The following is a 25,455-nucleotide window of genomic DNA, read 5'->3' as shown; positions in this document are numbered from 1 at the left end:
TTCCAAATCAACAGTCGCCGCGTTGCCCGCCATGTCCGAAGCGAGAACACGAAGCGAATTTGTGCCCGGAGTCAGCACAACATCGGCGATCGTAAACCGACCAAATTCGTCGGCTTCCGCGAAATTCGGCAGCCCCTCCAGTTCAAGCCTCGCCCCCGCTTCCGCCGTCCCCGTCAGAGTCACTGACGCCGTCGTGGTGTGCAGATTGCTACCCAAGTCCACTCGTTGTTGCGTGGACAGCAACCCGACCGTCGGCGTCGTGAATACATCGTCAAACGTGATGAAGCGTGGTGCGGTGAAGAAGCTGACGTTGCCCGCTGTGTCCACCGATTGGGCGACGTAACGGACTCGATCAGGCAGGCTGTCGGTGGTCAACGTTACGTTGGCACCGGCTGGTTGCCGAGCGATCTCTTCTCCGTCAGCAAACAAGATCACTTCCGCATCGGTCGCGTCGACCGATGTGGTGAACGTGATCACGGGACTGTTGGTAAACCCATCGCCGGGAGTTCCCGAATCCGTCGCCTGATCCAATACAAGCGGTGTCGGCGTGTCGGGTCGTGTCGTATCAAGCTGAAACTGCATCGACTCGATCGCCGAGATGTGCCCATGTTCATCCGTCGCACGCAGGCGAACCGTGGTTTCGCCGTCAGGCAACGCTGAGCCGGCGATCGTTTCCAAAATCGATCGCGTGATCGTGAAGCGATTGTCGCTGAGCGAACCGAGCGAGTTGACAAACGGGCTATTGCCCACGCTGATTTGAAAACTTGCGATTCGGCTGGCGTCGTCCACCATTCCGCTGACCGTCGGATCGTTGGTCAATCGATCCGAGTCCGAACTCCCGGTGTCGTTGGCCAGCGTGACATGAATCGCAGGCGGCGAAAGATCCGGTGCGTCGTAGCGAACGGCAAGCGTTGTCTCGGTTTCGTTGCCCGCGATGTCTTGAGCGACCACGCGAAAGCGGTTCAATCCGCTGGCGAATCGAACATCGGCGAAATCAAAGCTTCCGTCCGACCCTGCGGTCACCGAACCGATCACATTCTGTGAATCCAACCCGCGATACAACAGCACCGTCGCGTCTGGTTCGGTCGCACCGACGATCAAGCCGCTGTCCGTACCGATACTCGGCAGCGTCACGGCGGCGGATATCGTCTCGGGTGGCGTCAAGTCGATTGAAACGACAGCCGGAGTGCTTGCGATGCTGACGTTTCCGGCGACGTCGGTCGCCGTGGCGGTGATGCTGTGCGAGCCCGCATCCAAACCTGTCAAAGTGACTTCGGCGTCCCCGCGGGGCAACGAGAACTTGCCGTGTGGGACCCCATCGACGAAAACGTCCACCGTGGAAAGTTCCGTCAGACGAAGCGAAAAGGAAAGCGTTGTCTGGTTGGTGATGCCGTCGAAATCGCTGCGACCGAGATCACTTCTCGGCGAAAGATGCAGGCCCGACGGACTGTCCGGTGCGTTTGTGTCGAGATCGACCACGATTTCACTCACAGCCGACACGTTGTCGTAAATGTCGGTGGCGACAAACGCGAGCGTGTGCTGTCCATCGGCAAGCGGCCCGCCGATCGCCGTTTCCAAGATCGCTTGCGTCACCGAGAACGTCGTGCCGTTGAGAGCAGAGGACACATCGACAAAGTCACCATTGTTCACCGAGACGGTCAAAGTGCCGACGCCGGAAACATCATCGATCGCGCCGCTGAAAGTCATGTCCGACGTGACGCCGTCGTTGAAATACAATCCCGTGTCATCGGCCAAGCTGACAGCCAACGTGGGCGGAACGGACTCCAAACGCGGGCGGAACAGATTGATCGATCGTTGACGCGTGTTGCCCAGTGCGTCGGCTGCTGAAATCGTGACCGTGTTGGGACCAAACCGTAGTGGAACGCCGGTGATCTGGAAATCACCATTCGCGTCCGCGGTCGTCGTCACGCCGGTGCCGATCAGCGTGATCACTGCGCCGGATTCCGTTTGTCCCACGATCGTGACCGTGTCTGAGTCCGTCGTTTGATCGCCGAGGGAGCCGGTGTCCGACGCCGGGTTGAGATCCAGGACGGGGATCAACGGAGCCGTTGTATCGATCGTGATTTGCAACGCGTCCGTGGTTGCGCTGCGGTTACCCGTCGGGTCTTCGGCGCTCGTAGCGAACGTGTACGTTCCGTCGGGCAAAGCGCCGAGGTTGACGTCAAAGTCCACCGGGCTTGCCGCGATGCCCAATCCGATTTCTTGTCCGTCGCGGTACAAGCGAACGATACTATCCGTCTCGCCGACCGATCGGACGATGAAGCTCTTGGAGCCGATCGTCGTCGCGGTGACTTCATTCCCGTCGCCATCCAAGACAACTGGCTGCGTCGGAGTAGGAGGCGCGGTTTCATCGATCTCGAAATCGATCACTAACTCATCCGACTGATTTCCAAACACGTCGCGAGCAGACAACGTGATTGTGTGGCTGCCCTCCGTCAAGGTTTGACCAGTCAGTGCGAACAAGTCAGCGATGGGAGTGCGAAGCGAGTTCGCGGAGGTCAGTTGACCGATGATCTCGACATCGGTGGAATCGTTCACGCGAAGGGTGACGGATTCCAATTCGCTGACATCATTGAGTGCCAACGCCAATTCGGCATCGCTTTGGTACGCGTTGACCAATGGCAAACCGTTATTGGGCAACGTGATCGACGCCAAGATGGCGGGTGGCAAGTCATCGGTGGTTCGACCCGTTTGCCCACGCCATGCGATGAAGTCGTGCCGATCGACGATTCCTTCGCCGGTCAAATCATTTTCCCGTCGAAACGTCGGGTCGCCTTCGAACGACGGCAGACTTGTGCGAATCATCTGCCAGTCCGCGTTGTCGACCACGTTGTTGCCATCGGCGTCGGCAAGCAAGCGATGGAAGGGCAGCGGCACGAAATCACCGCCGAGTTCTGGACCCGCAGCCAAGGTCTGCAAGCGGTTCTCGTTGGACGCGATGCCAGCGGCTCGCATCATCAAGTAATACTGTCCATCGGCCGTCAGCAAACCATCGACGTCGATCGACAGTTCATGAGTGATGCCGTTGTACGTGAACCGTTTGGGATTGAGGAGCGTTTCGGTTCCATCGGATCGCACGATGTAGATGTCGCTTGCCGGATCGACGATCCAAACGTCTTGATTGAAGGTGACCGACAGGGTGTGCAACAGGGAACGCTGAGCTTCGCCCTCGTTCACTGTGAAATCGTTGATCGAGAGCGGCGAGACGACTGTGCTCTCGACGGACAGCAACAGCTTATTGGATACAATCACGGGTTCGGCGGTTTGGTCGATTGCGATGACCGTCACGTCCAATTCCGCTTGACCGCTCCACCCCGACGACGGCGAGATCGTCAACTCGGATAGTTCGTCGACACCCAGCTCATACTTTTGCCCAGATATCCGCGTCCCGTGAGAGAGCGTGGCTCCTTGAGGCAGCGAGTCGATCGTGACCATGATTTCTTCGCTGCCGTCGAGATCCATCGCAGAGGCCGCAATCGGAACCGGCAACGCGGTGTCCTGCGCACCACGAATCGTCTCGGTCAACAATTCGGGCGTGTCGGTGATGGGGTTGACCGTGATGCTGACGAAGGCTTGGTTGGAGACAAATCCGTCGGCATCCGCCACGGTGTAGACGAACGAATCGTTCCCCGAATAATCGGGATCGGGCGAGTAGGTGACCGACCCGTCCAAGTCGCTGATGAACAGTTCACCGTGCAGCGGCGGAGTTTCGATCACGATCGATCGGGGATCCAGTTGTGATTGATTCGCCGAATCGTTCGCCAGCACTTCGATCACCACCACGGTGTCTTCGTCGGTCGACGCCAAATCCGTCTCAGCCGTCGGCGTTTTCAATGCGCCGGTCATCAGATAGACGTTGTCGATGGAAACAAAACTATCCACGTCGGCGAACCCGAGCAGATCCATCGACAACACCGCAAGCGTTCCTACGGGAATGTCGCTGATGTCGATTTGGACCAACAGCATCCCTGCGGAAATCTGACCACCCAAATCGGCCGACGGATCCTCGGAGTCGGAATCACCCACGATCACGTTCGCACTGGCGGTGTAGCCTCCATCGCTTTGGATGTTCAACAAGGAGTCGCTACCGGTTCGTCCCGTGGTCCCTGCCAGTGGTGCCAACGTGCTGGCATCCAACAACGCCACGGCGAACGCATCGGAGGCTCGGCCATCGGTTTGATGCAAAGCCATTTCTGGAATCGCAAACCGCAAGATCTCCGCATCAGCGGGCACAAAGAACGCTTGACGCAGTGACGCGCGCTGCGTCGACGATTCACCCAGCGTGGCCAAACCGCCGACGAAGTCCACGTTGCCGCTGGTCGACCAGTCGGCACCACCCGCGTCGAACCGTCCGTTTCGAATCGCAAACGTCGCCCCCGTTGTCGGTGCAAGCGACCCAGGAATGACAGGTGGCGGATCAATCGTCGGATCGGCCGCCGGTGGCAATGAATCACGCGGTTCGCTGCCGGTTGATGGATCAACCGGCGGATCCACCGGCGCGCCTGGTCCGCTGCCGGGATCAGGACTGACGACGGGAAAACCGGGGACGACAACGAATCGGTCCGAGAGGGCGACGCTGGTGTAGGCCGATGTGAAACCAAAGTTCGCGGCTTGCAACTGTTGATCCGACGCCGAGATCACACCGTCGGCATCAAAATCGGCAGCCGCGTTGAATCCTCGTTCACCGACGAAGGTTCCCAGGGAGCGGCTGAGCAGTTCACTGTCGACTCCATCGACCACTCCGTCGGCATTCACATCGCCGACCACGTCGACCGACAACCGATACTGTCCCTCATCCTCCGCGCTCGCCCCACGGACTTGCAACAAATACAAATCAGGACGCTGGATCAAATACAGGGCGACGGTGCGATCGCCATCGACGCTACGTGAGACCGGTTGCATGCCAAGGATTTCCGGTGTGTCGGTGACCAGCAAGCTACGATATCGCTCCGTAATCACCCTGAGCCAAACCACTCCCTCGGTGGTCGACGCCAACTGATCCGCGTCGATGGTCAACGCGTACTGGTGTTGTTCACCGGCATCCAATTGGGCGATCACCCGATTGCCGGCGAAATCCGCCGCGCGTCCCAAGTCGCCCGTCAATGCCACGTCGTCGGGATACGAGCGATTGTCCCCCAGTTCACTGACGGCCACTGTCAATCGAGAAACATCTGACGATTCATACCCATAACGATGCAGCGAACCGCTGACCGATCCGGCTACTTCGATCAATCGCCCCTGGGCGTCGTAACGATAGTGAATGTCGTCCGTCGCCGTTCGGATCGAAACCAAGCGTCCGGCATCATCCGTGATCATTGCGATCTGTGAACCGTCGGCAAACGTCACACCGCTATCACTGAATCGCCAAACATCGCCATCGGCAAACGCTCTGCGTGTCACCTTGCCCGACGCATTGAGGACATCAATGCTGCCATCGGGAGCAACCAACTGATAGGCATCGTCACCCAACAACGCGTTGCCTGGATGATAGGGCTGCCCCGTCGCTTGGTCGTACAAGCGATCACCGCCCAGCGTCAGCAACCGATCCAGCGAACGAAGCTCGTACTCGACTCCCTCGTCGGCAACCCACACGGGTTCATAGAAAACCAACGATGGCGTTTGACTGAAGGGTTGAACGGGGGTCGGTTGAAAAGTGAACCCGGCGCGACGTCCATCCGGCAGATCCAAGTAAACTCGATCACCGATCGCAAGCGGTGCGAAGACCCCGATCGCCGCAAGTTCCTCCGCATCGGCACCACTGTCACGTTGGGCAGGCTCCGTCCCCAACTGCAGTCGTGTGTCGCCGAGCACAAATCGCCACGCGTCCCCGAGCGTTCCCGACTGAGTGATTTGCAGCGAGTCATATTGCCGTGAGATGACAAAGGGTTTGCCGTCGACATTCCACGACGCGTCCACATCGGTGCGGATCACCGCATCGGTTTTCACCACCGAGTTGACTTCGATATCCCACGTCGTCGCGGCTTGCCGCCCACCGATGTCGCGAGCCGACAAACGCAATGTGTAGAATCCGTTGGCAAGGTTTGCCGGATCGATCGATGCGACGGGGATGTCTTGACCGGTGGATTCACCTTGGGCGATTTCACGATACTCACCGCTGCCGCGTGGTGCGATCGCAAGCGTCCAGTCATCCAAATTGCTGTCCACAATCGATGCCGTTACCGACGTTTCACTGGACAACAAGGAAACATCCATCGATAGATTCAACTGCGGCGGCAGCGTGTCGGTGACATCGCGAACACGCAACACTTCGGTCGTCTGGCCGACGAATCCACCCGCATCGGTGGCCGTTGCGACCAAGTTTTCTTTGCCCGGCGTGCCGGCCACGATCGTCGCCCTGCCATCGGCGTCCAGCGTTACCGGTTGTCCGTCACGCGTCAGGCTCAAAGCTTGGATCTCGGTGCCACTGTCCGCGATGACTTGAACACGCAAACTCTGGCCGGGGAGCGCGGGGAAGCTCGGTGTGACAACGATGCGAACATCCGGCGGGGTGATCGTCGCAGCGGACTCGATCGTGAAGATCTGACTCGTCTGGGCAAGTCCATCGGAGGCGCGCACATCGACGACGAACAAACCGAGCTGTCCCGGATTGGGAACCCAACTGACTTGCCCCGTCGCCGAATCGATCGTCGCACCCTCGGGCAATCCGTACGCCGTGTAAGTCAACGTGTCGTCCAAGTCCGGATCTGTCGCCCCGACGTCGAACTCCACTGACCGTCCGACGACGACCTGATGATGCTGACTGGTGATCACCGGCGATCGATTGACGTTGTCGATCGTGATCGGAACGCTGATCGAATCCGACGCGCCGTCGGGATCGGTCAAGGTAAAGTCGACCGAGTACTCACCGGCTTGATCGAACCCCGGTCGCCAGCGAAACCGACCGGTGCTGGTGTCGAACGTTGCTCCGACGGGCAGGTCACCGCTGGCCAACGTGACCGAACCGCCATCGGGATCGGCACCGACGATGCGAAAATCAATGAATGCGTCTTCGCGACCGAACTGCGGAGCGGGATAAGCGAGGATCGGCGCGCGGTTGATCGGCGTCACCGTGATGACTTGGCTGGCGGTATCGCTCGCCGATCCGTCCGACACCGTCACGTCGATTGTGTAGTTGCCGGATTGTTCAAAACTCGGCGTCCAGGTGAAGTTGCCATTGAGCGGATCGAGCTTCGCACCACTGGGCAGGCCTTCCGCCGTCCAACGCAGCGTGTCACCGTCGGTGTCCGTCGCGGGAAACTGCAACTGCAACCGTGCTGCTTCGTCGGTCGTCTGGGGCGTGACCGCAGCAAGTGTCGGAGCGGCGTTGGTCGCTCGGACTTCGATGGTGAAGGTTTCACTGTCCGACAAAACGTCAGCCGCGTTGCCGTTTCCGGTATCCGTTGTTGTGACCGTCACCGTGTAGACACCGATGTCGGCTGCCGTTGGATCCCAGTTCAACAACGCTTCTCCGTACCTCGCGCCCTCCACGATTCGTGCTTCGCTGGGCAAGCCATCCAGGGTGTACGTCAACGGTTCTTGATCGATATCCGTCGTCTTCAATGGCAAACGCAGCAAGTCGCCCGCGACCACCACCATTGATGAAACGGGCTGCAACACCGGCGGGTCGTTTGGTGACACGATCGTGACGACGAAGTCATACTGTGTCGTCTCGATTGCACCACGTCCATGAGTCGCCCCGTCGTCGCTGGCGATCAGCGACAGCGTGTAGTTGCCGCGGTCACCGGGACCGGGAGCGAACGAAAACACGCCTCCGTTGTTGCTGTGATCGGTAAAGGTCACGAAACCGGGCAACGGTAACCCGGGCAACCCGTTCGCGGCAACCAAGGTGACCGTGTCACCATCGGGATCAAACACCGTGACGGGAATGTCAACCATCTCGCCGCGCGTCAGTGACACGTTCGCAATCGGATCGATTTGCGGACGTTGATTGATGTCACGCACGCGGATCGGCACCAAAGAACGAATCGTGATCGGATTGCCGGTGGAGTCTCCATCGTCCGTCGCGGTGAATTCGACTTGATAGTCCCCCGATTGATCGAACCGCGGCGTCCACGTCAACGTGGCGGTTTCGGCGTCGAAGGTCGCTCCGTCGGGAAGCCCCGTCACGGAGTAGCTCACCGGTGAAACCAATCCGGCGGGATTCAAGCTGCCATCGAGCAATCTCGTGGGCAGTTCAAACTCCGGGTGATCGGGATCGGTTGCGAACGAGGTGATCGACAACGTCTGGCCTTCCTCAACCGTCCAGCCTCTCATCGAGTCGAACAGCGGCGCGCCGTTCGCGTTCAATACATCGACCGTCAAGTCCGCCGAATCCGATTGGCCGTTGGCGGTCACGGTGATCGGAATGACTTTTACACCAGCCTCGTCAAAACCGACCTCCCAACGCAACACGCCGGTGCGAGCATCCAGCGTTGCGCCTGTCGGCAAGTTGCTGCTGGTGAACAGCAACGCATCGCCGTCGGGATCGTCCGCCATGACACGGTAAGTCCACCGGTCGCCTTCGCGTAGCGTCACCGGCAACAACGGCGACAAGACCGGCGGTCGGTCTGCTTGTGAGACCAGGACGTCGAACGAATGACTGACGGTGTTGACCCCGTCGATCGCAAACAACGTCACATCGCGATACACCCCGGCGGCTTGACTGCCCGGCGACCACCACAGCGTCTCGGTCGCGGTATCAAAAAATGCACCCGGTGGCAAACCATCAATCCAAACGCTGACGGGATCGCCATCGGCATCCAAGACGTTCACATCCAAACGCAGCGTTTCGTTTTCGCTGATCTCGGCGACATCGGGCGCATCGATGAACTGGGGAGCTTGATTTCCACCGGCGACGTTCAACGTCCAATTTTGCGTCGTGAATCCGCCCCGAGAATCAAAGGCGTACAAGGTGACTTCGTTCTCCGCAGGCACATCGATCGATGTTTGCCAAGTCACGAGGCCGGTCGCGGGATCAACCGTCATGCCGTCCGGCCCGCGATGCAACCAATAGGCGATCGCCACACCGTCGGGGTCCACCGCGTTGGCGTTGTACTGATACAACGATCCGGCGGTCACGCTGTCGATTGCCGTGGAATCAAATCCTGGTCGCAAGTTCGGTGAAGCGGTCGCCAGGACACCGGGCAAGAAGTCTGCGGTGTCGTAGCCCGGCGCGAGCAAGCGAATGGTCTTGGCCGTCGTCGACTCACCCGGTCGTAGCAATACGCCCCCAGGAACATCGTCTTGCAAACCGAACAACCATCGACCGCCGCCACCGGAAGTCGCGGGCTGACCGGGAACCGAATCGACATGCTCGGCCGGATCGAGTGCCAGCATCATCGGCAACAGCAGATCGTAATCGCCATCGTTACGAATCGTGACCTCGTAACTGATCGCTTGCGTTTGCCGATCCAAACGCGAGTCACTCAGTGTGATATCGACCAGCGCCGAAAATTCGCTGATCGCCGTGAAGTGGACTTTGAAACCGGCCGCCAACGAGTAGCCGCCCGCACTTTCGATTCCCGCGCCGATGTACAACGTCTGGTCACCGGGCGTCAGACCGTCGACGAACAAGTACGCCGTACGGCTTTGTGAGTGATAACGCACGTCGGTGACCACGGGATGTTCGCCGCCGTCGGCACGTACCGCGTAATTGCCCGGATTGATCACCGAGTGGAGCTCATCGCCCGAACCGGTGAACATGTCTTCGCTGAACGTCACGCTGATCATTCCCAGCGGCAACGCGACGACGGTCTGTTCTGCGGGGTTGGTGGCCAAGATTTCAGGGATCGACAGCGGGCTCAACACGTCGACTTGATCGGACTGACTCAACAACACGCGGCCGTCACTGGTCGTCGCAACCACATCGCCTCGCGTGCCACCGCTGGCGACCGCCACCGTGCGCAAGGTCGCGACGTCGACCATCGTCAGTTCGCTGTTCTCACCTTGCGCAACACTGGCGCCCAGACCCGTCTCGCCTGTGGTGTGCGAAACGAACAGCAGCCCCTCCAACTCAGTTCCCGCCCCACCAAACGCGATCGAGTCAACCGGCGAATCAAACGTCAATATCGTCTCGGCGCGTCCGAGTGGGTTGAATCGCACCACCGCATCTCGCTGCGGCCACTGGACCGCCCACAGTGTTCCATCGTTGGCAAACGCCAACGAACCGACGCGGAGATCTTGGTCGCGGCTGAAACGAGTGAAGGCACCGGTGACTCGGTCAAAACGCTCGACGCCATGCCGTGATCCGACCATCAAATCGCCGGTGGACGGGTCGACCGCCAAGCCCATCGTCAATCCTTCACCGTGCTCGGCAAGGATCGCGCCGTCGATCGGGTCCAGTTCCAACAGCGGTCCGCCACCGGTGGTCGCCCACAATCGGCCGTCGATATCAAACGCAAGGTTAAAGACCGGATGCGGCAGTTCCGCCCAAACACCATTGGCGGTACCACCGTCAGCGTCAAATAAATACAGTTGATTTCGCGCCGGTCCGCCGCTGATCAATACGTCGCCGTCGGGCGTTTCGACGATCGCCATCGGTCCGATGCCAGACGAACCGACGCCCACCGCAGTGACATCGAATCCATCGGCAAAGGTCCTTGCCGTAAACGGTTGCAGCACGACATCAAAATCCGACGGTGACGAGGTGGAAACCAGCGACGGCACCCGTCGCTCGGCTTGGGTGAACAACGGGTTGGTCGAGGGTGCGGTCGTGGGCAGCGGCGGCTGGCCAAAATTCGGTCGCGTCGTCTGGTCGACTTGCGGCAACTCGCCCAGCGCAGTTGTCGTGCCGTCATCGGGGACTTCCGCATCGGTCGGCAGCGTTTCGCGATTACCCGCCGAGTCGCTCGCCAGGGCAACGAACTCGTATGTGTGCCCGACACGTCCGACATAAATCTCTTCGCCTACCGCGTCCGACAACTGACGCTTCCAAATCTTGAAATCGCCGCCATCCTCGGCAACATACAACGTCACATGTTTGAACCCGCTGCCGCCGGGATCGTCGACCGAATCCCACCGCACGACAAAGTCGGCTTGATCATTCAGCGGTGAAACGGTCAGCGTTGTCGTCGGCGCGGTCGCGTCGGCCAAATAAGTCAGTTCAGGGACATCCTCCGGCGGCGCATTGTTCAGCAACACGCGAGCCGACGCGGTGATGGTTGATCCCGTCGGCGCATCGTCGGCCAGCTCCACGCTGTACGAAACAAAGCCGGCTCCCTGTCCCCGCGCATTGTTCGGTGCCAACAGTCCCCCATTGGTGTCCGTGCGGACGGCACCGGTCAGGGGATCGATGGCTTGGATCAACCAAGTCGCCGAGTCGGATTTCAAGTCCACGCCGGCGCTGACACGTACGTTGAACCCCAGCGTCTCGACGAAATCAAATTCGCCTTGATACAAACCGCGACCACTGGGCATACGGATCGTGATGTCACCGATCTTGATATCGCCCAGTCGAAACGTCCGCGAATCGACGTTCTCATCCAACGGCACCACCACACGAATCTCGTTCGCGTAGCGTGTCGCGTTGGGATCGTTCTGAAAGTGAATCGTAAACGGCAACGGTTCGCCACCAGGAACAAACCCACCGGTTTCCAAAGTGAAGGGACCGGTTTGTGATGCCGCGCCGACGCTTTGGCCCTGCGTCTCGTAGTACTCGCCCAAGTTCAGCGGAAAGAACGCTTGCTCGTCGTTGGGCGTGATCCCGTTGATCTGATAATCGGCCGGTATCCCACTGCTGCGTTTTCCGAACGGCACCCAAGGAACATAAACCCGCATGGTTTGAAAATGCGTGTTGTTGCTCAAACCCAGATCGTAATCCTCAAACGAAGGCAACTCAGCGATCGGATTGGGGTTTTGCAGAATCCCCAGGAACGACAGCGAATCCGACGAAAAATCCTGTGCGTTGGGATCGATCGGCGCCTCCAGCGTCGGATCGTGTCCGTACCACAATCGGACGTTGTCAAAGAAGTCACTGAAGTCGCCCGTGGCAATGATTTGCTGTCCGCCAGGTCCGGTCAAAACGCCACCGGCCAGCGTCGCCATCAAGCTCGCGATCTCTTGATCACGACGTGTCGTCGGTGGTGCGTCTTCGGCACGCAGTCGACCGCTTTGCGTTAAATAAGTGATGTACAGCGACCGCCATGCATCCTCGTCGCCCGCCAGGTTCACCAACGCCGGATCCGCGTTCTCGTCCGCGATGATTCCTTCTCGCAACCTGTCGGCTTCGGCCAGCGAGTGAGCCAAGAACTCGTCTCGCGTCATCGAAGTCGCTGATGCCACGACGTGGAACTGGAACGGCACCAACGGTTGTTCCAACAGATTCGGGATCGCCCCGAAAACTTCCCAGATCAGAGACAGCCCCGGCGAGATGATATCGAGACCCGCCGGCCCGTCCGCCAAGATGTCCAGCTCGGCGTACTCAGGAAACGCTTCGTAGAGTTTGGCCTTCAACGCCTCAAACGCGTGGTCGTTCAACTCACGAAGACCCGGATACGTTTGCACCTGGAAATTGAATCCGGCGAAACCGTCCGCGGGTTGATCAAACAGGTAACCACCCGCCGTCACTGTGCCGTCGGTATTGACCGCCGATTCCAACTCCGCCCATGGCAAATCCGCAAGGTCGCCCTCCGGCCCACCGCGAACGTTGTTGGTCAGCAATGTGTAGCGAAGGTTGTGCAGGTTTTCGTTGATGCCAAGTTCCGGAATGCCGACGTTGAAATTCACGTACGGCGCGTCGATGTTGCCAAGGTTCTGCAACGCCACGCTGTAGGTTCCGTTGTCCCCGGCGAAGATATAACGTGGACCGCCGATCCCCACGGTGACTTCGGGCTCGATCGTTCGTTCGATCTGAAAACGATAGGGAACGGTCGCCAGTTCGCCGCCCGGGTTGATGACTTGGACGTCGTACAGACCATGCGGCTGATCGGTCAAATCAAAGGTCGCGATGATCTCGGACGCCGACACATAGTTCTGACCCACCGGCAAGATTTCGGCGAATCCCGGTCGCACCAAACGCACCACGGCGTCGGGATGAAACCTTGCTCCGCTGATCGTTGTGGTCACATAGCGGCTATCGCCACCGACATCGGTTTGCACATCGGTGATCGCCAGCGGCAACAACTCCGCCAGAATCTTGACCGGCGCATCGGGCGTCTCGGTCGCAAAGCCGCGGACGAGCACGTAGTAAGTCCCCGCTTCGGTCGCCGGAACGATCGCCGCGGGATTTTCGGACAGGATCCCGCCGCTGCTGCTGTCAAAGGTACGAATCGTCGGTGCCGCGTTGTGACGCAAGAATACTTCGTGTGTCGAGTCGTCTTCCGCGATCACGGTGACCCGCAGCGTTCGATCAAAGGGCACATTGACCGCGAACAAACGTGTTTGACTGGTCGACAGCGTGCTGGGCAATGGCACATCCAACGTCAAAAACGGAGCGGTCAACTCCATCGTCGCGGCCGACGCGGTGATGTTGTTGCTGTCCGCGACGTCTTCGTAGACTTGATTCAATATGTCCGCGCGGACGATCGCCCGATAAGCCCCCGGGGTCAACGAAGGCGTCACGGCGTCCAGCGTCGACGTGTAGCTTTCGCCAGGCAACAGCGTCCCGCGAAACTCCACCAAACCCGCCGGCGCGTCACCCAAATCCCAAGTCGCATCGCTGGAGAAATAAACACTGTCCGACCATCGGCCCGTGATGGTTTCCGTGCTCGTGTTGGTGATCGTGAATTCGATCGTCGTGTTCTCGCCGGCAACAACATCGCTGGGCACGATCACGTTGGTGACTTGCAAATCAGCCGGCGGCGGCAACTCGATCACCATCGGCAAATCGCTGCCAAGAGCATTGTTGCGCTCGAATGCTCCTTCGAACACATCGCCCTCCGCGCTGCCGCGATCGGGGTCCGTGATCACAAACACGTAGTACGGCCCCAACAAACCCGTGGGTAACGAAACCATTCGTCCTGATGAATAGGTCGCGTCTGCCGCTAATCCGCCTTCGTGTGCCAGCGAGCCGAGATACAGATCGCTGTCCAGATCCAAGAACGCGTCGCGTGACAAGTAAATCAAATCCACCCACTCGGTTTGCCCGCCCACGGTATCGCCACCGAGGTTGGTCACCGTGTAGTTCACCTCGATTTCTTGTCCCATCGTGCCACGCAGCGGTGCGACCACTTGCGTGACTTGCAAGTCCGGCGGCTGAGCCAACGTGACCGGCAACGGGGCAACCGCCAGGTTGTTGCCCTCGAACTGATACTCCTTGACCTTTCCACGCGCCGATTCCCGAGCCGCTTGAGACGCGAGATCCCAGGGAGCCAGCGAGCCGGGTGTTTCGAACTCGACACCGACGAGCTGAAAACCAATATCGCTCGGACGCCGCGATCGATCACGCTGCGCAGCCGAATCGGCGAACACCATCAAATGAAAATCGCCTTCAATGCCATCCGGAATCCGCACGTCGACGTTGCCCGTGTAAGTCTGACCGGGCTGCAGATAGCCGCCTTGCGCAACCGACGCCAGTTGATGATCAAAGTTATCCAGCGAGGCATCGTGTGAGATGAAAACGCGATCCGTCCAACTGTTCACACGTGTTGCACGTTGGCCTTGGTTTTGAACCGTGTAGGTCACCGTGACGGTTTGCCCCGAAGTCGCTCCGGCGGGCACTTGGAAATCAGTGACCACCAAGTCGGCTTCCTGATACGTGATCGGCAAGTCCACGCGTGCCACGTTGTCGCTGGGGTCTTCGAACGCCCAACGGTCGAAATGGCTGAGCCAATCGTCGTTGTTTCCGCTGGTAGCCGGATACCAATCGGTCAAGTTCACGCGGGCAAAAAAAGGAAACAACAGCGGCGACCAATCGTTGTGCGCGTCCAAGTGTACCCACAGCGAGTAGTCGACGATTTCGCCTTCCACGCCAACGCCTTCGGGCAACGTCGCCGTATGCGTCACCGTGTATCGATCGCCCGGCTGGATGACTTGATCGGGTGACGTGATGGTGTTGCCGAGGTAGGACGCACGCTCGCGAATGAACGTGTCGTCGGCCGATAGCCAGATGAAATCTTTCCAGTAGCTCGTGCCCGACCAAAGCGGTTCGCTGCCCACGTTCTCCACCGTGTAGCTGAACGTGATTTCTTGACCGGAGTAATTCACGGATGGAACATCAAAGTCGACGACCCGCAGGTTCGCCGGATACGCGTTGATCGCCGTCGGGACCGCCGTCGCGTTGTTCGTCTCATCGACTTCCGTCACCGGGAAGAATTCCTCCGGCGGAGGTGCCAATCCGCCAAAGAACCCTGACAGGTCGATCCCGCCACCCGCAGGCACTTCGTCATCTGTGATCACCACGATGTACTGCCCAACCGCCGACGGTGTCAAATCGATCGTCATGCTGTCGCTGTAAGATGCACCTGCGGCCAGCGGCAACGTCCGTTTCCTTTCACCCAGCAACAACGTCACCGCGCCGTCCGCATTCGGATCGGGGTTGTCTGAAAAATAGATCCGATCGACCCAGCCGCCCGGCTCCGCATCGGCCAATCCCAAGTTCGCGACGGTCCAATCGACCGTGATCGTATCGCCACCGCTGGCGTTCGTCGGTGCGATGACTTGAGAGACGACCAAATCCGGTTGCGAACCGATGACCAGGATCTCGCGTGCTTTGTAGTTGTTGTTGTCGAGGTTGGTCGGGTCGTCCGGATTCTCATTGGCCGCCAACGTGTCCTCTGGAATCGCGTCCAATGGATCGACCCATGGCGTGACGTACCACGTTCCCGACTCGATGTCTTTCGGCAAAGTGATCGTGGTGGTCGTTTCGTAGCCGCCGAAACGATCCAAAGCACCGGTATGTGTCAACGAACCGAGCAGGAAGTCTCCTTGACCGGGGTGAGGCCGATTCTTGTCTCGGGTCAGCCAAACGTTCTCCGCCCAAGTGTCACCGTGAGTCGGACCGCTGCCCAAGTTCGTGACGGTGTAGCGAACCGGGATCTCGCTGCCCGCGACGGCTTGCTCCGGTGCAATCACGTCGCTGACGACCAAGTCGGCCAGCGGCTCGGGCTCGACGAAGATCACTTGATAGGTCAAGTTGTTTTCGTTGTTCGGCCATTCCGCGATCGCGTCGCGTGAATCCGTTTGCACCAAAACGTAAACATCGCCGCGATATCGAATCGGCACGACGATCGTATCTGCCAAGGTCACGTATTGCTCGCCGGCCAACAACGCCGCACTGTTGGGATACTCGCCGATGAAAATGTCCGCTTGATCGATCTGCGTGTCCAGCGACAGATAAACACGATCAACCCACTGTGTGCTGCCGGTCCCCACGGCACCTTGGTTGGTCACCACAAACTGCGGCGACAGTGTTGCTCCGGCGGCGATTCGATCGGGAATCGTGATCGTGCTGACTTGCAGATCCGCTCGCGGCAACACGTTCAACGTGATCGGAACGGACAATGCGTTGTTCGCCGACCCGGCTCCTTCGTACAACGCGTCGTCGTGATTCGTCTGCACGATCAAGTCAAAAACGCCGGACGATTGGATGGGCACGCGAATCGCTTCACTCCGCACGTAGCTTTGCCCCGCCGGCAACGCGTCACGAAACTCGAACACGCCCAACTCGATGACTTGACCATTGGGATTGCCCGCCGGTCTCAGGAAAACACGATCCGACCATCCGTTCTCCGCCACGCCCAGTCCTTGATTGTCGACCGTCCACTGCACATCGATCAGCGTGCCTTCCTGGGCCGACACGGGAGCAACGATTTGACTGACGATCAAATCCGGTGCAGGCAACAACGTCACGTCGATCGGTCCACTGACCGTCGTGTTGTTGTCCGTGAAAATGAACTCGTACGGTCCGTTCTTTTCCGCCGTGGTGACGACGACGAAATGGTCGCCTTGCAAACCGTCTGGGATCAAGAACTCACCGGTACGAACATAGGCTTCACCGGGAGCGACTTGGCCGAAGTGTTGAAACAATCGCTCGGTGCCTTCGATGACGTTCTGACCCGCAGCATCACTGGCCAAAAAGACCAAATCGAACCAGTCGCCTCGATTGGTCACACCGATCCCCGTGTTGCGAACCGTCCAAGTCACGTCGACGCTCTGTCCCGCGATCACCGGTGGCGGTGCTACGATCGACTCGACCACCAAATCCGCGTTGGGAGCGGGCATCACATCCACAGTGCCGACACGCGCCAGATCGTTATTCGATTCCGAGCCGTTCTCAAAGACCACGTCGTCATAGTCGCTGCGAACAAACAACGTGTACCGCCCCGAGGTCCCTGGCGGCAGGCTGATCGTCTCAGCGATCGAGTACGATTGCCCGGCGTCCAAACCGCCGGTGTGATTGAACGTGGCGACCACGATGTCGTCACCATCGCCCGCGATCTCATTGGCACTCAAGACGACCGCGTCCGTCCACTCGTCCGTCAGTCCACGACCGTTGCCCGAGTTGGTGACGGTGAAACTCACGTCCAACGAAGCGGGGTCACCGATCGTCACCCCTTGCGATGCCACGTCGCTGACGACCAAATCCGCGAATGGTGAAAGCGTCAAATCGATCAAACGCGTCGTGAGATTATTGGCTTCGCCACTGCTCAATTCTCCCAGTTCGTTGAGCGCATCCGTTTGCAACAACAGGTACATGCCGCCTTGCAAATCGATCGGCACCGTCACATCGCGAGTCTGCAATCGACTGGCGCCCACGTTCAACGCAACATCGACGCGGTAGTCATCGATCAAACGATCATCGCCCGACAGGGTCTGGTCGCTGGAAAGATACAATCGCTGCTGCCAAGCCGTGGCAACGCCGGAACCCGAGTTCAAGAACTCCCAACTGACCGTGATCTCGCTGCCCGAGTCCGCCGACAGGGGAGCCTCCAAATCACGAACCACCACATCAGGATGCGTGATGGTGACCGTGCCGCCCAACAATTCATTGTTGGTCTCGTACGGCCCCTCAAAAACGCGAGCCGTCGCATCGGTGACCAGCAACAATTGATACTCACCATCGGGCAAATTGCTGGGCAGAGCGGCGGTGACAAACACCGTGTAAGACTCGCCCGGTGCGACCGATTGCGTGTTGAACGAGCCGCCGATGAAATAGCTGCCCGACAATTGCCCATTGGGCGAAAGATACAAACGATCAAACCAAGTCGTCGCCGTCGGTTCGTCTCCCTGATTGATCACCGTCCAGGAAAACGTCTGCGTCTGCCGCGGCTGACCGATCGATGGACCGGAGACCAACGTCGGTCGCAAATCCACCAACGGCGGCAACGTCATGGCAATCGCACCGCCGACGAAAACGTTTGCGTCGTCGCCTGCACCATCGCTTTCTGCGATCTGCTGATCGGCATCGACCTGGACCAGCAAGTAATACGTGCCCGAATCAAGTCCGGCGAGTAACGGCAACACCACCGTTTCGTTTGCCGTGTAAGACGCACCCGCGTTCAAACTCTGGTCACGCAACGTCTCGGACAACAGAATGTCCGACGCATCCAACACCGTATCGGTGGAGAGAAACAACCGGTCCGTCCAAGTGCTTCCGCCGGCGGTCGAGACACCCGCATTCTGGACTTGCCAAGTCACGTCGGCGGAGTCACCAAACGTATAGCCTGACGCGTCCGAGCTGATCCCACCATCGGGCACGATCAAATCGGGCAACGCCAACGTCACGCTGCCGGTGAATTGATCTTCGGTGGGTTCCCCGTTGAGTTGATCCGCGTCTTGGTTCATCGGATTGCCGACGAAATCCAACACATCCGGCCCGATCATGATCGTGTACTGTCCGTCGACATACTGATTCAAATGCGGACGAATCAAAAACTCCGCAGGCGAACCGACAATGGGCAACGGACCTTCGAAACCAACAACACCACTCGGTCCCAGCAGCGAAACATCCGAACTGGTAAACTCCAACGGATCAATCGGTTCGTCGAATGTGACACGAATGAACGGTCCGTCCGCGTCGACGCCACTATCCGACGCTGCGATCGCGATCACGCTGGCACCGCTGGAGAAACCGCTGACGAATTCCAACGTCGTCGCCGACAACTCCGGTGAAATCACGGCGCTGCCACCAAAATCGAGTCCTTCGTAATCCGGCGTCCCCGTTCGCGAACCAAACTGCATGGTGAGATAGCTGTTGCCGTCGACCGGCGTGTGACTGTTCTCTCGAACCACTCGAACGATGCCAGAGAATTCCACCTCGCCGCTGACCGTCACCACATCGTGTTCTGTGACGGGGATCAAGCCGCCGATCCCAAACTCCAGCACGCCACCGGAGAGCAACTGCAAATCGCCATTGATCGTCAACTGTCTTTCCGGCGTCATCAGTCCCGCGATGCTCAGACGGTTCAACTGATTCGCATCCCCGAACACACCCCGGCCGGTGAACTGTGACTGTGTATCGATCAGCGTGTTGCCGACGATCGTGCCGTTCAGACCGGCGGTAACATGCACGCCTTGCAAGACCGCTAGGGTGACATCGTCACCAGAGAGATCGATCCAGCCGCCCCAGCGAGACTCGATCGTGGAGAATCGGTTCTCACCGGTCAAGCTGCCCGAGCTGTTGTCACTGAACGATTGCAACGCCGACAAATCGATCACGCTGCCAACGCCTTCGGCCAACCACTCGATCCGACGATGCCGTTGATCACCGGTGCCATTCTCGACAACACTCTGCACCGCCGACAGATCGACGCTGCCCCCAGAAACTGCTTCGACGCGCAGCACGCTGCCGTTGTGCTGCCCTCCGGCGATCGTCACCACGTTGCTCAAGTCCAACGCGCTGCCCACGCCTTCGCTGCGCAATAACGCTGATTGATTGCTGCCCGTCGTTGCCATCGTGATCGACGTCACGCTCGGCAACGCAAGCGTTGAGCCGTCCATCACGATCAACGACGATCGATCGATGTTCGTCAGCAACGCGGCGGTGCCGACGGCTCTGTCGGTCAACGTGATCTCGCCGGCTTGGAGTGACGTCAGCAGCGGAAAGTCGACTTGATCAACCGACAAGCGAAAATCCGAACCGTCCGCAGTCGTCAAACTCGAAAACGAAATCGCTTGATCGCCCGTCAAATCGATTATGCTATCCGTCACATCCGTCAACTGACCGACACCGACCACGCTGCCCACGTCCGCCAGCAGTTCCACGTTCACCAGCGACGCCAACGCGTCCAGTCGTATGCTGCCGCCACGAGTCAAATGCAGTTGAGATGCCAAGCCGGCGTTGAATCCGCTGCGGGGATCGCTGTCGGCATCGCTGAAACTCTGCAGGGAACGCAAGTCGAGTTCGCTGCCTGGGCCATCAGCAAAAAACGAGACGCGACGCAGTTGCGTGCTGCCGGTCAATCCGTCGGTCACCGTGGTCAACACCGGCATCTCGATCCCGCCGCCACTGAGCGACGAGACCTCCAGCACCGATCCCGAATGCGTGCCGCCCGTGACACTCGCCAAACTGGGAAACCGAATCACGCTGCCCATTCCGCTCGCGCGAATCGCCCGCGTCTGACTGTTCGCCGTACTCCCATGCGAGTAGCTCGTCACCAGCGGAAACTCGATCTGCACCCCATCGAACACCCGCACACTACTGCCGTCCAAACCGGATAAGACATCCGCGCGGATCGTGCTGCCACGATGCAGCTCCAACGTGCTGCCAGCAAGAGATGCTAGATTTCGAATGTCAAACGATGCATCCTTACCCGACAGCTTCGACTCACTGACTCGCGTCAACGCGGTCAATTCGATGGATTGCCCGGTGATGTGCAACTCGCTGAAGTTCATTTGCTGTAGCGTGTGGATCGACAAAGGACTGCCAGCGTCCGCGGTCACCGCCACGCCATCCAAGACAGTGATCGCGTCCAGTCGGATCGATCCGCCGTTGATCAAGTTCAACTCAGAACTCAAACCGGCATTGAACCCGCTACGCGGATGCGTATCACTGTCTTGAAATCGTGTCATCGATCGCAAATCCACTAGGCTGCCCCGATCGGTCGCCGTGATCGAGATCCGACGCAGTTGTGTGTTGCCACCCGTGCCATCGACGACCTCGGTCACACCGCTCAAATCGATCTCGCTGCCCGAGCGTGTCGCGATCGTCATCTGAGTGTTTCCATTGACACCACCGGTGATCGTCGTCAACCCGCTCAAATCGATACGCGTCCCCGACCCGCTGGTTTGCCAAGCCCGATACACATTGCTGCCGCCAGCGTGTTGGTACTGCGCCACCGATGAAAGATCCAAGGTCACGCCGTCGTGAACACTCAAGCTCAATCCGTCGATCGACGTCACCAATGCCAAGTTTGCCGTCGCGCCACCACGCAGCGTCAATGAACCACCTGAAATCGTTGTCAGCGCACCGGCATCCCACGCCGCACCGCGAACGATCACGTCCGTGTCCACCAGTTGCGTCAGCCCGCTGAAATCGAACGCGTCACCCGTCATACTCAAACTGCTTCGTTGCAGATCCGTCAATTGCGCCGTCGCAAACTGGACGGACTTGTCCAAACTCAACTGGACGCCGTGCAAAGTCGTCAGCAGCGGCGCGTCCACACTGGCGAACTTGTCCACCGAGATCGTCGAGTACTCTCCCGCATTGAAACCGCTCCTGGGTGCAACGTCTTGGTCGATCAACGATGTCAACGAGTCCAACGCGATTCGACTGCCAAACCCGCTGGCGATGATTTGGATTGAGCGAAGCTGTTGATTGCCGCCGACGGGGTCATCGATCGTTTGCAACAAGGGCAACTCCATCGCACCGCCGTTGACAACTCGCAAGATCATATCGCTGTTGGATGACGCACCACCAACGATGCTCTGCAACGCGGGCAAACCCAAACGGCTGCCGTATCCGTCAACGACAAACGATCGCGTTTGGTTGTTGCCGGTCGCCGCATGGTCATAGGCCGTCACGGTGGGCAAATCAATCTCGCCTCCGTACAACGCCGACAAACTCGCTCCGTCGATCGTCGTCGTTCCGCTAGAAATCAGGTGAGCGTCGTAGCCCGTTGCGGTCAACTTCGCTCCAGGTGACACCACCAAGTCACCGGTCAACTGCGAAATCCCACGCACGGTCAACGAACCGCTGACGACCGTCAGATTGCTGGCACCGTTGACACTTCGAACGACTTGATCACCCGTCAGCGAGATCGTCACGCCGGGAACATCGATCACCACGTCATCATCGACGCCCGGCACAACCCCGGTGTCCCAGTTCGTCGCCGTCGTCCAATCACCGCTGCCGCCGATCCAACTGACCACGGCTCCTTGCTGTGAGGCTTGGATCTGTACACCACCGGGCTCCTTTTGCGCATCACCCGTGGATGTGACGCCGACAAAACCGGTCAACCCGATACTGTCTCCTTCGCCGCTGACGTCAAACTGTCCCGCCCCCGTTTCGCTGACGTAATCCACATTGATCAACGTCTGCAGACTGGGAGCGTTCAATTGCCCGCCACCACTCTCCGCCAATTGCGTGAACACCCCTGCGTTAAATCCGCTGCGAGGGTTCGCATCGCGGTCGATCACGTTCCCCAGTGCATCCAGATCCAGCACAGAGCCTTCGCCATCGGCGACGAAACTGAATCGGCTACGCAGCGCGCTGCCGTCGCTGGGTTCAACGATCTGACTCACACCGCTCAAATCGATCTCGCCGCCTTGGCTGGCCGTCACCGCCAACTCCGTGCCCTCAAGTTGCCCGCCGCGAATCCAAGTCAACTGCGACAAGTCCAACTTGCTGCCTGCACCGGACACCGACCAAACGCGTTGCTGGTAAGTCGTCAACGGATCGATCTCGTAGCTCGTCACCAGCGGCAACGCCAACTCCGCTCCGCCACCCACCATCAAGCTCGTGCCGTCAATATTCGTCACGCCAGGAAACGAAACACTCGCGCCAGAATCAACGGACAAAACATTTTGCTCGAATCGCTGCAGCAACGGAAACTCCGCCGCCACCGCAGTCAAATCGATCGTCGTGCCGGTGACCGTCGTCAGTGATGAAAACACACCAGGTTGTCCCGCCATCGCCTGTCCGTCGATTGTCACCACCGAATCCAACAGTGTCTGCCAAGTCGACACGGCGGGGTCACCCGCCTGATCCATCGTCAATTGAACACCACGCACATGCAGCATCGAATCCGCGGCAACCACACCGCCATCGGACGCGTTCATCACCGAGTACTGCCCGGCATTGAAACCGCTACGGGGCGCCACATCGCGATCGATGAACTCACGGAGTCCGCTCAAGTCCACCGTACTCGCAGCGCCGCTTGCCGTGATCTGAAACGAACGCAACTGGGTATCACCGTCCACCGGGTCCAAAATCTGTTGCACCGACGAAAGATCGACCACGCCGCCATCGATTGCTTGAATCCAATGATCACTGTCGTTGTGTGTCCCACCAACGATGCCTGTCAAACTCGCCAACTCGATCCGGCTGCCGGCACCGCTGGCCAGCCACGTTCGATCTTGATTGTTACCGGTCGACGCCGATCGATAGTGCGTCACGCCCGGCAGCGATAACACCACGCCGTCGCGCGCGATCAAATCCGTCCCGTCGATCGAGCTCAGCACCGGCGCGACCACGCTGCCGCCGCCCGACGCGTCGAGCGCACCCTGACTGAGCGTCGAGATCATCGGCAACGACAGCGTCATGCCGTCGATGACAAATTCCGTGCTACGGGCATCCGTCAACGCCGCGAACGTCTTGTCTTGTCCGCTGAGCAACCATCGCGAGTCCGTCGACTGCTGCACACCGGCGACACCCAGCGAACCTGTGCCGTCAAATTCGACTTCAATGCCCGCAACGCTGGCCAGCGAACCGACATCGATCACACCGCCCGACGTCGCCGTCAACTTGGAATACAAGCCCGCGTTGAATCCGCTGCGTGGATCCACGTCGCGATCGACGAACTGCTGCAAATCACTCAACAGCACTTGGCTGCTGGCACCCGTCGCGGTTACCTCGATCGATCGCTGCTCAGAACTACCGTCACTTTGCTCATCGATCGAAACGACTGATGACAGATCGATCACGCCGCCGCTGGTCGCATTGATGAAATGCCGCGAGTTGGAATGCTCGCCGCCCATGATCGATCGCAGATTGGGCAGCTCGATCCGGCTGCCTGTTCCGGTGGCCGTCCAAGTGCGATGCTGGCCCGTTCCGGTACTGGCGTGTTGATAGTCCGTGACGGCGGGCAAGTGGATCACGGCACCACCACTGGCTTGCAAACTCGTGGCGTCGATCTCGGCCAGCGAACTCAAGTCCGCGCTGGCACCAACCGACAGCGTGATCGAACCATCACGAAACGCCCTCAACTCGCTCAAATCCACCGCAGCGTTGCTGATCGTCAAATCCACATCTTGGGCGAACTGCAACCCGGTGAACGATCGGTTTTGGCCATCGATCGCCAGCTTGCTATCGATCACACCGACCAGTTGGTCGGTCGTCATCGTTCCGCCCACACCAAACGCCACATCCACGCCCTGCAAATGCGTCAGCGCCGGCGCGATCACGTCCCCGCCTGCTTGCCAGCGGATCGAACTGTACTCACCCGCGTTGAATCCGCTACGTGGAGCGACGTCGTGATCTACGAAACTCTCCAGCGACGTCAGGTCCACTTCGCTGTCCGCGCCGTCCGCCAGAACAGAGACGCTGCGAAGTTGAAAATTTCCGTCGAAGGGATCGCTGATCGAGACAGCCGAACTCAAGTCCAGCCGTCCACCGCCGATCGCTTGCAATCGCAGGTCCGCGTTGCTGTGCGTGCCGCCGATGATCGCGGTGACTCCGGAAAGATCGATCGCGCTGCCGACACCCTCGGCACGAATCTGGCGTTGCTGGTTGTTACCGGTGGAACCATGCCGATAGCTCACCACTCCGGGCAAGGAGATCGAACCTCCATTGATCGCGACGAGAGAGACACCATCCACGTCCACCGCAGCGGTCGACGACAATGACGCATCCGCTCCATCGGCAGTGAGCGTCAGTCCGGACTCCAAATACAAATCGCCGCTGACTTGGATTGCACCCAAAATCACGAACTGGCTTGCCGCCCCTGTCACCGTCATCGTGTCTTGGACATTCACCGATTGCGACTGACCATCAACCGGTACCAGTGTCGCCGCGTCCAACGTCAACTGATCGGCAATCAACGACGCCGTACGGACTTCGACACCATCGACGATCAAATGCTCTGTCGTCGTGATCGACTGGACGTGAATATTCTGATCGACCGTGATTTGCAAATCAGCCAAGCCGTCATCGATCGTGACATCATCGACGGCTGTCGGCAGCGTGTCACTGCTCCAGTTCAGCGGATCATTCCAACTCGCATTATCACCGCCACCGTCCCACGTGATGGCGGCCAACATCGTCCGTTCTTCTAACTTTTCAAACGGCAATCGCGTCAAGCCTTGTGAGAGCTTTCGTCGAGCCTCGCGAGCGCGTCGCAC

1 protein-coding gene (only partly in view) is annotated in these 25,455 nt (G+C 59.1%); it reads right to left on the bottom strand.

Going from position 1 to position 25,455, the window contains the following annotated elements; all coding sequences use genetic code 11:
- Positions 1-25,455, bottom strand: the 5' portion of a protein-coding gene (locus tag Pla52nx_RS06245) for an Ig-like domain-containing protein (RefSeq protein ID WP_231741926.1). It extends 16,449 nt beyond the left edge of the window; only the first 25,455 of its 41,904 coding nucleotides appear in the window; it begins with the start codon at positions 25,453-25,455; the stop codon falls past the left edge of the window.

Origin of the sequence: Stieleria varia, assembly GCF_038443385.1 — a bacterium.
Classification (GTDB): Bacteria; Planctomycetota; Planctomycetia; order Pirellulales; family Pirellulaceae; genus Stieleria; species Stieleria varia.
This window is presented reverse-complemented; position numbering and strand designations above follow the sequence as displayed.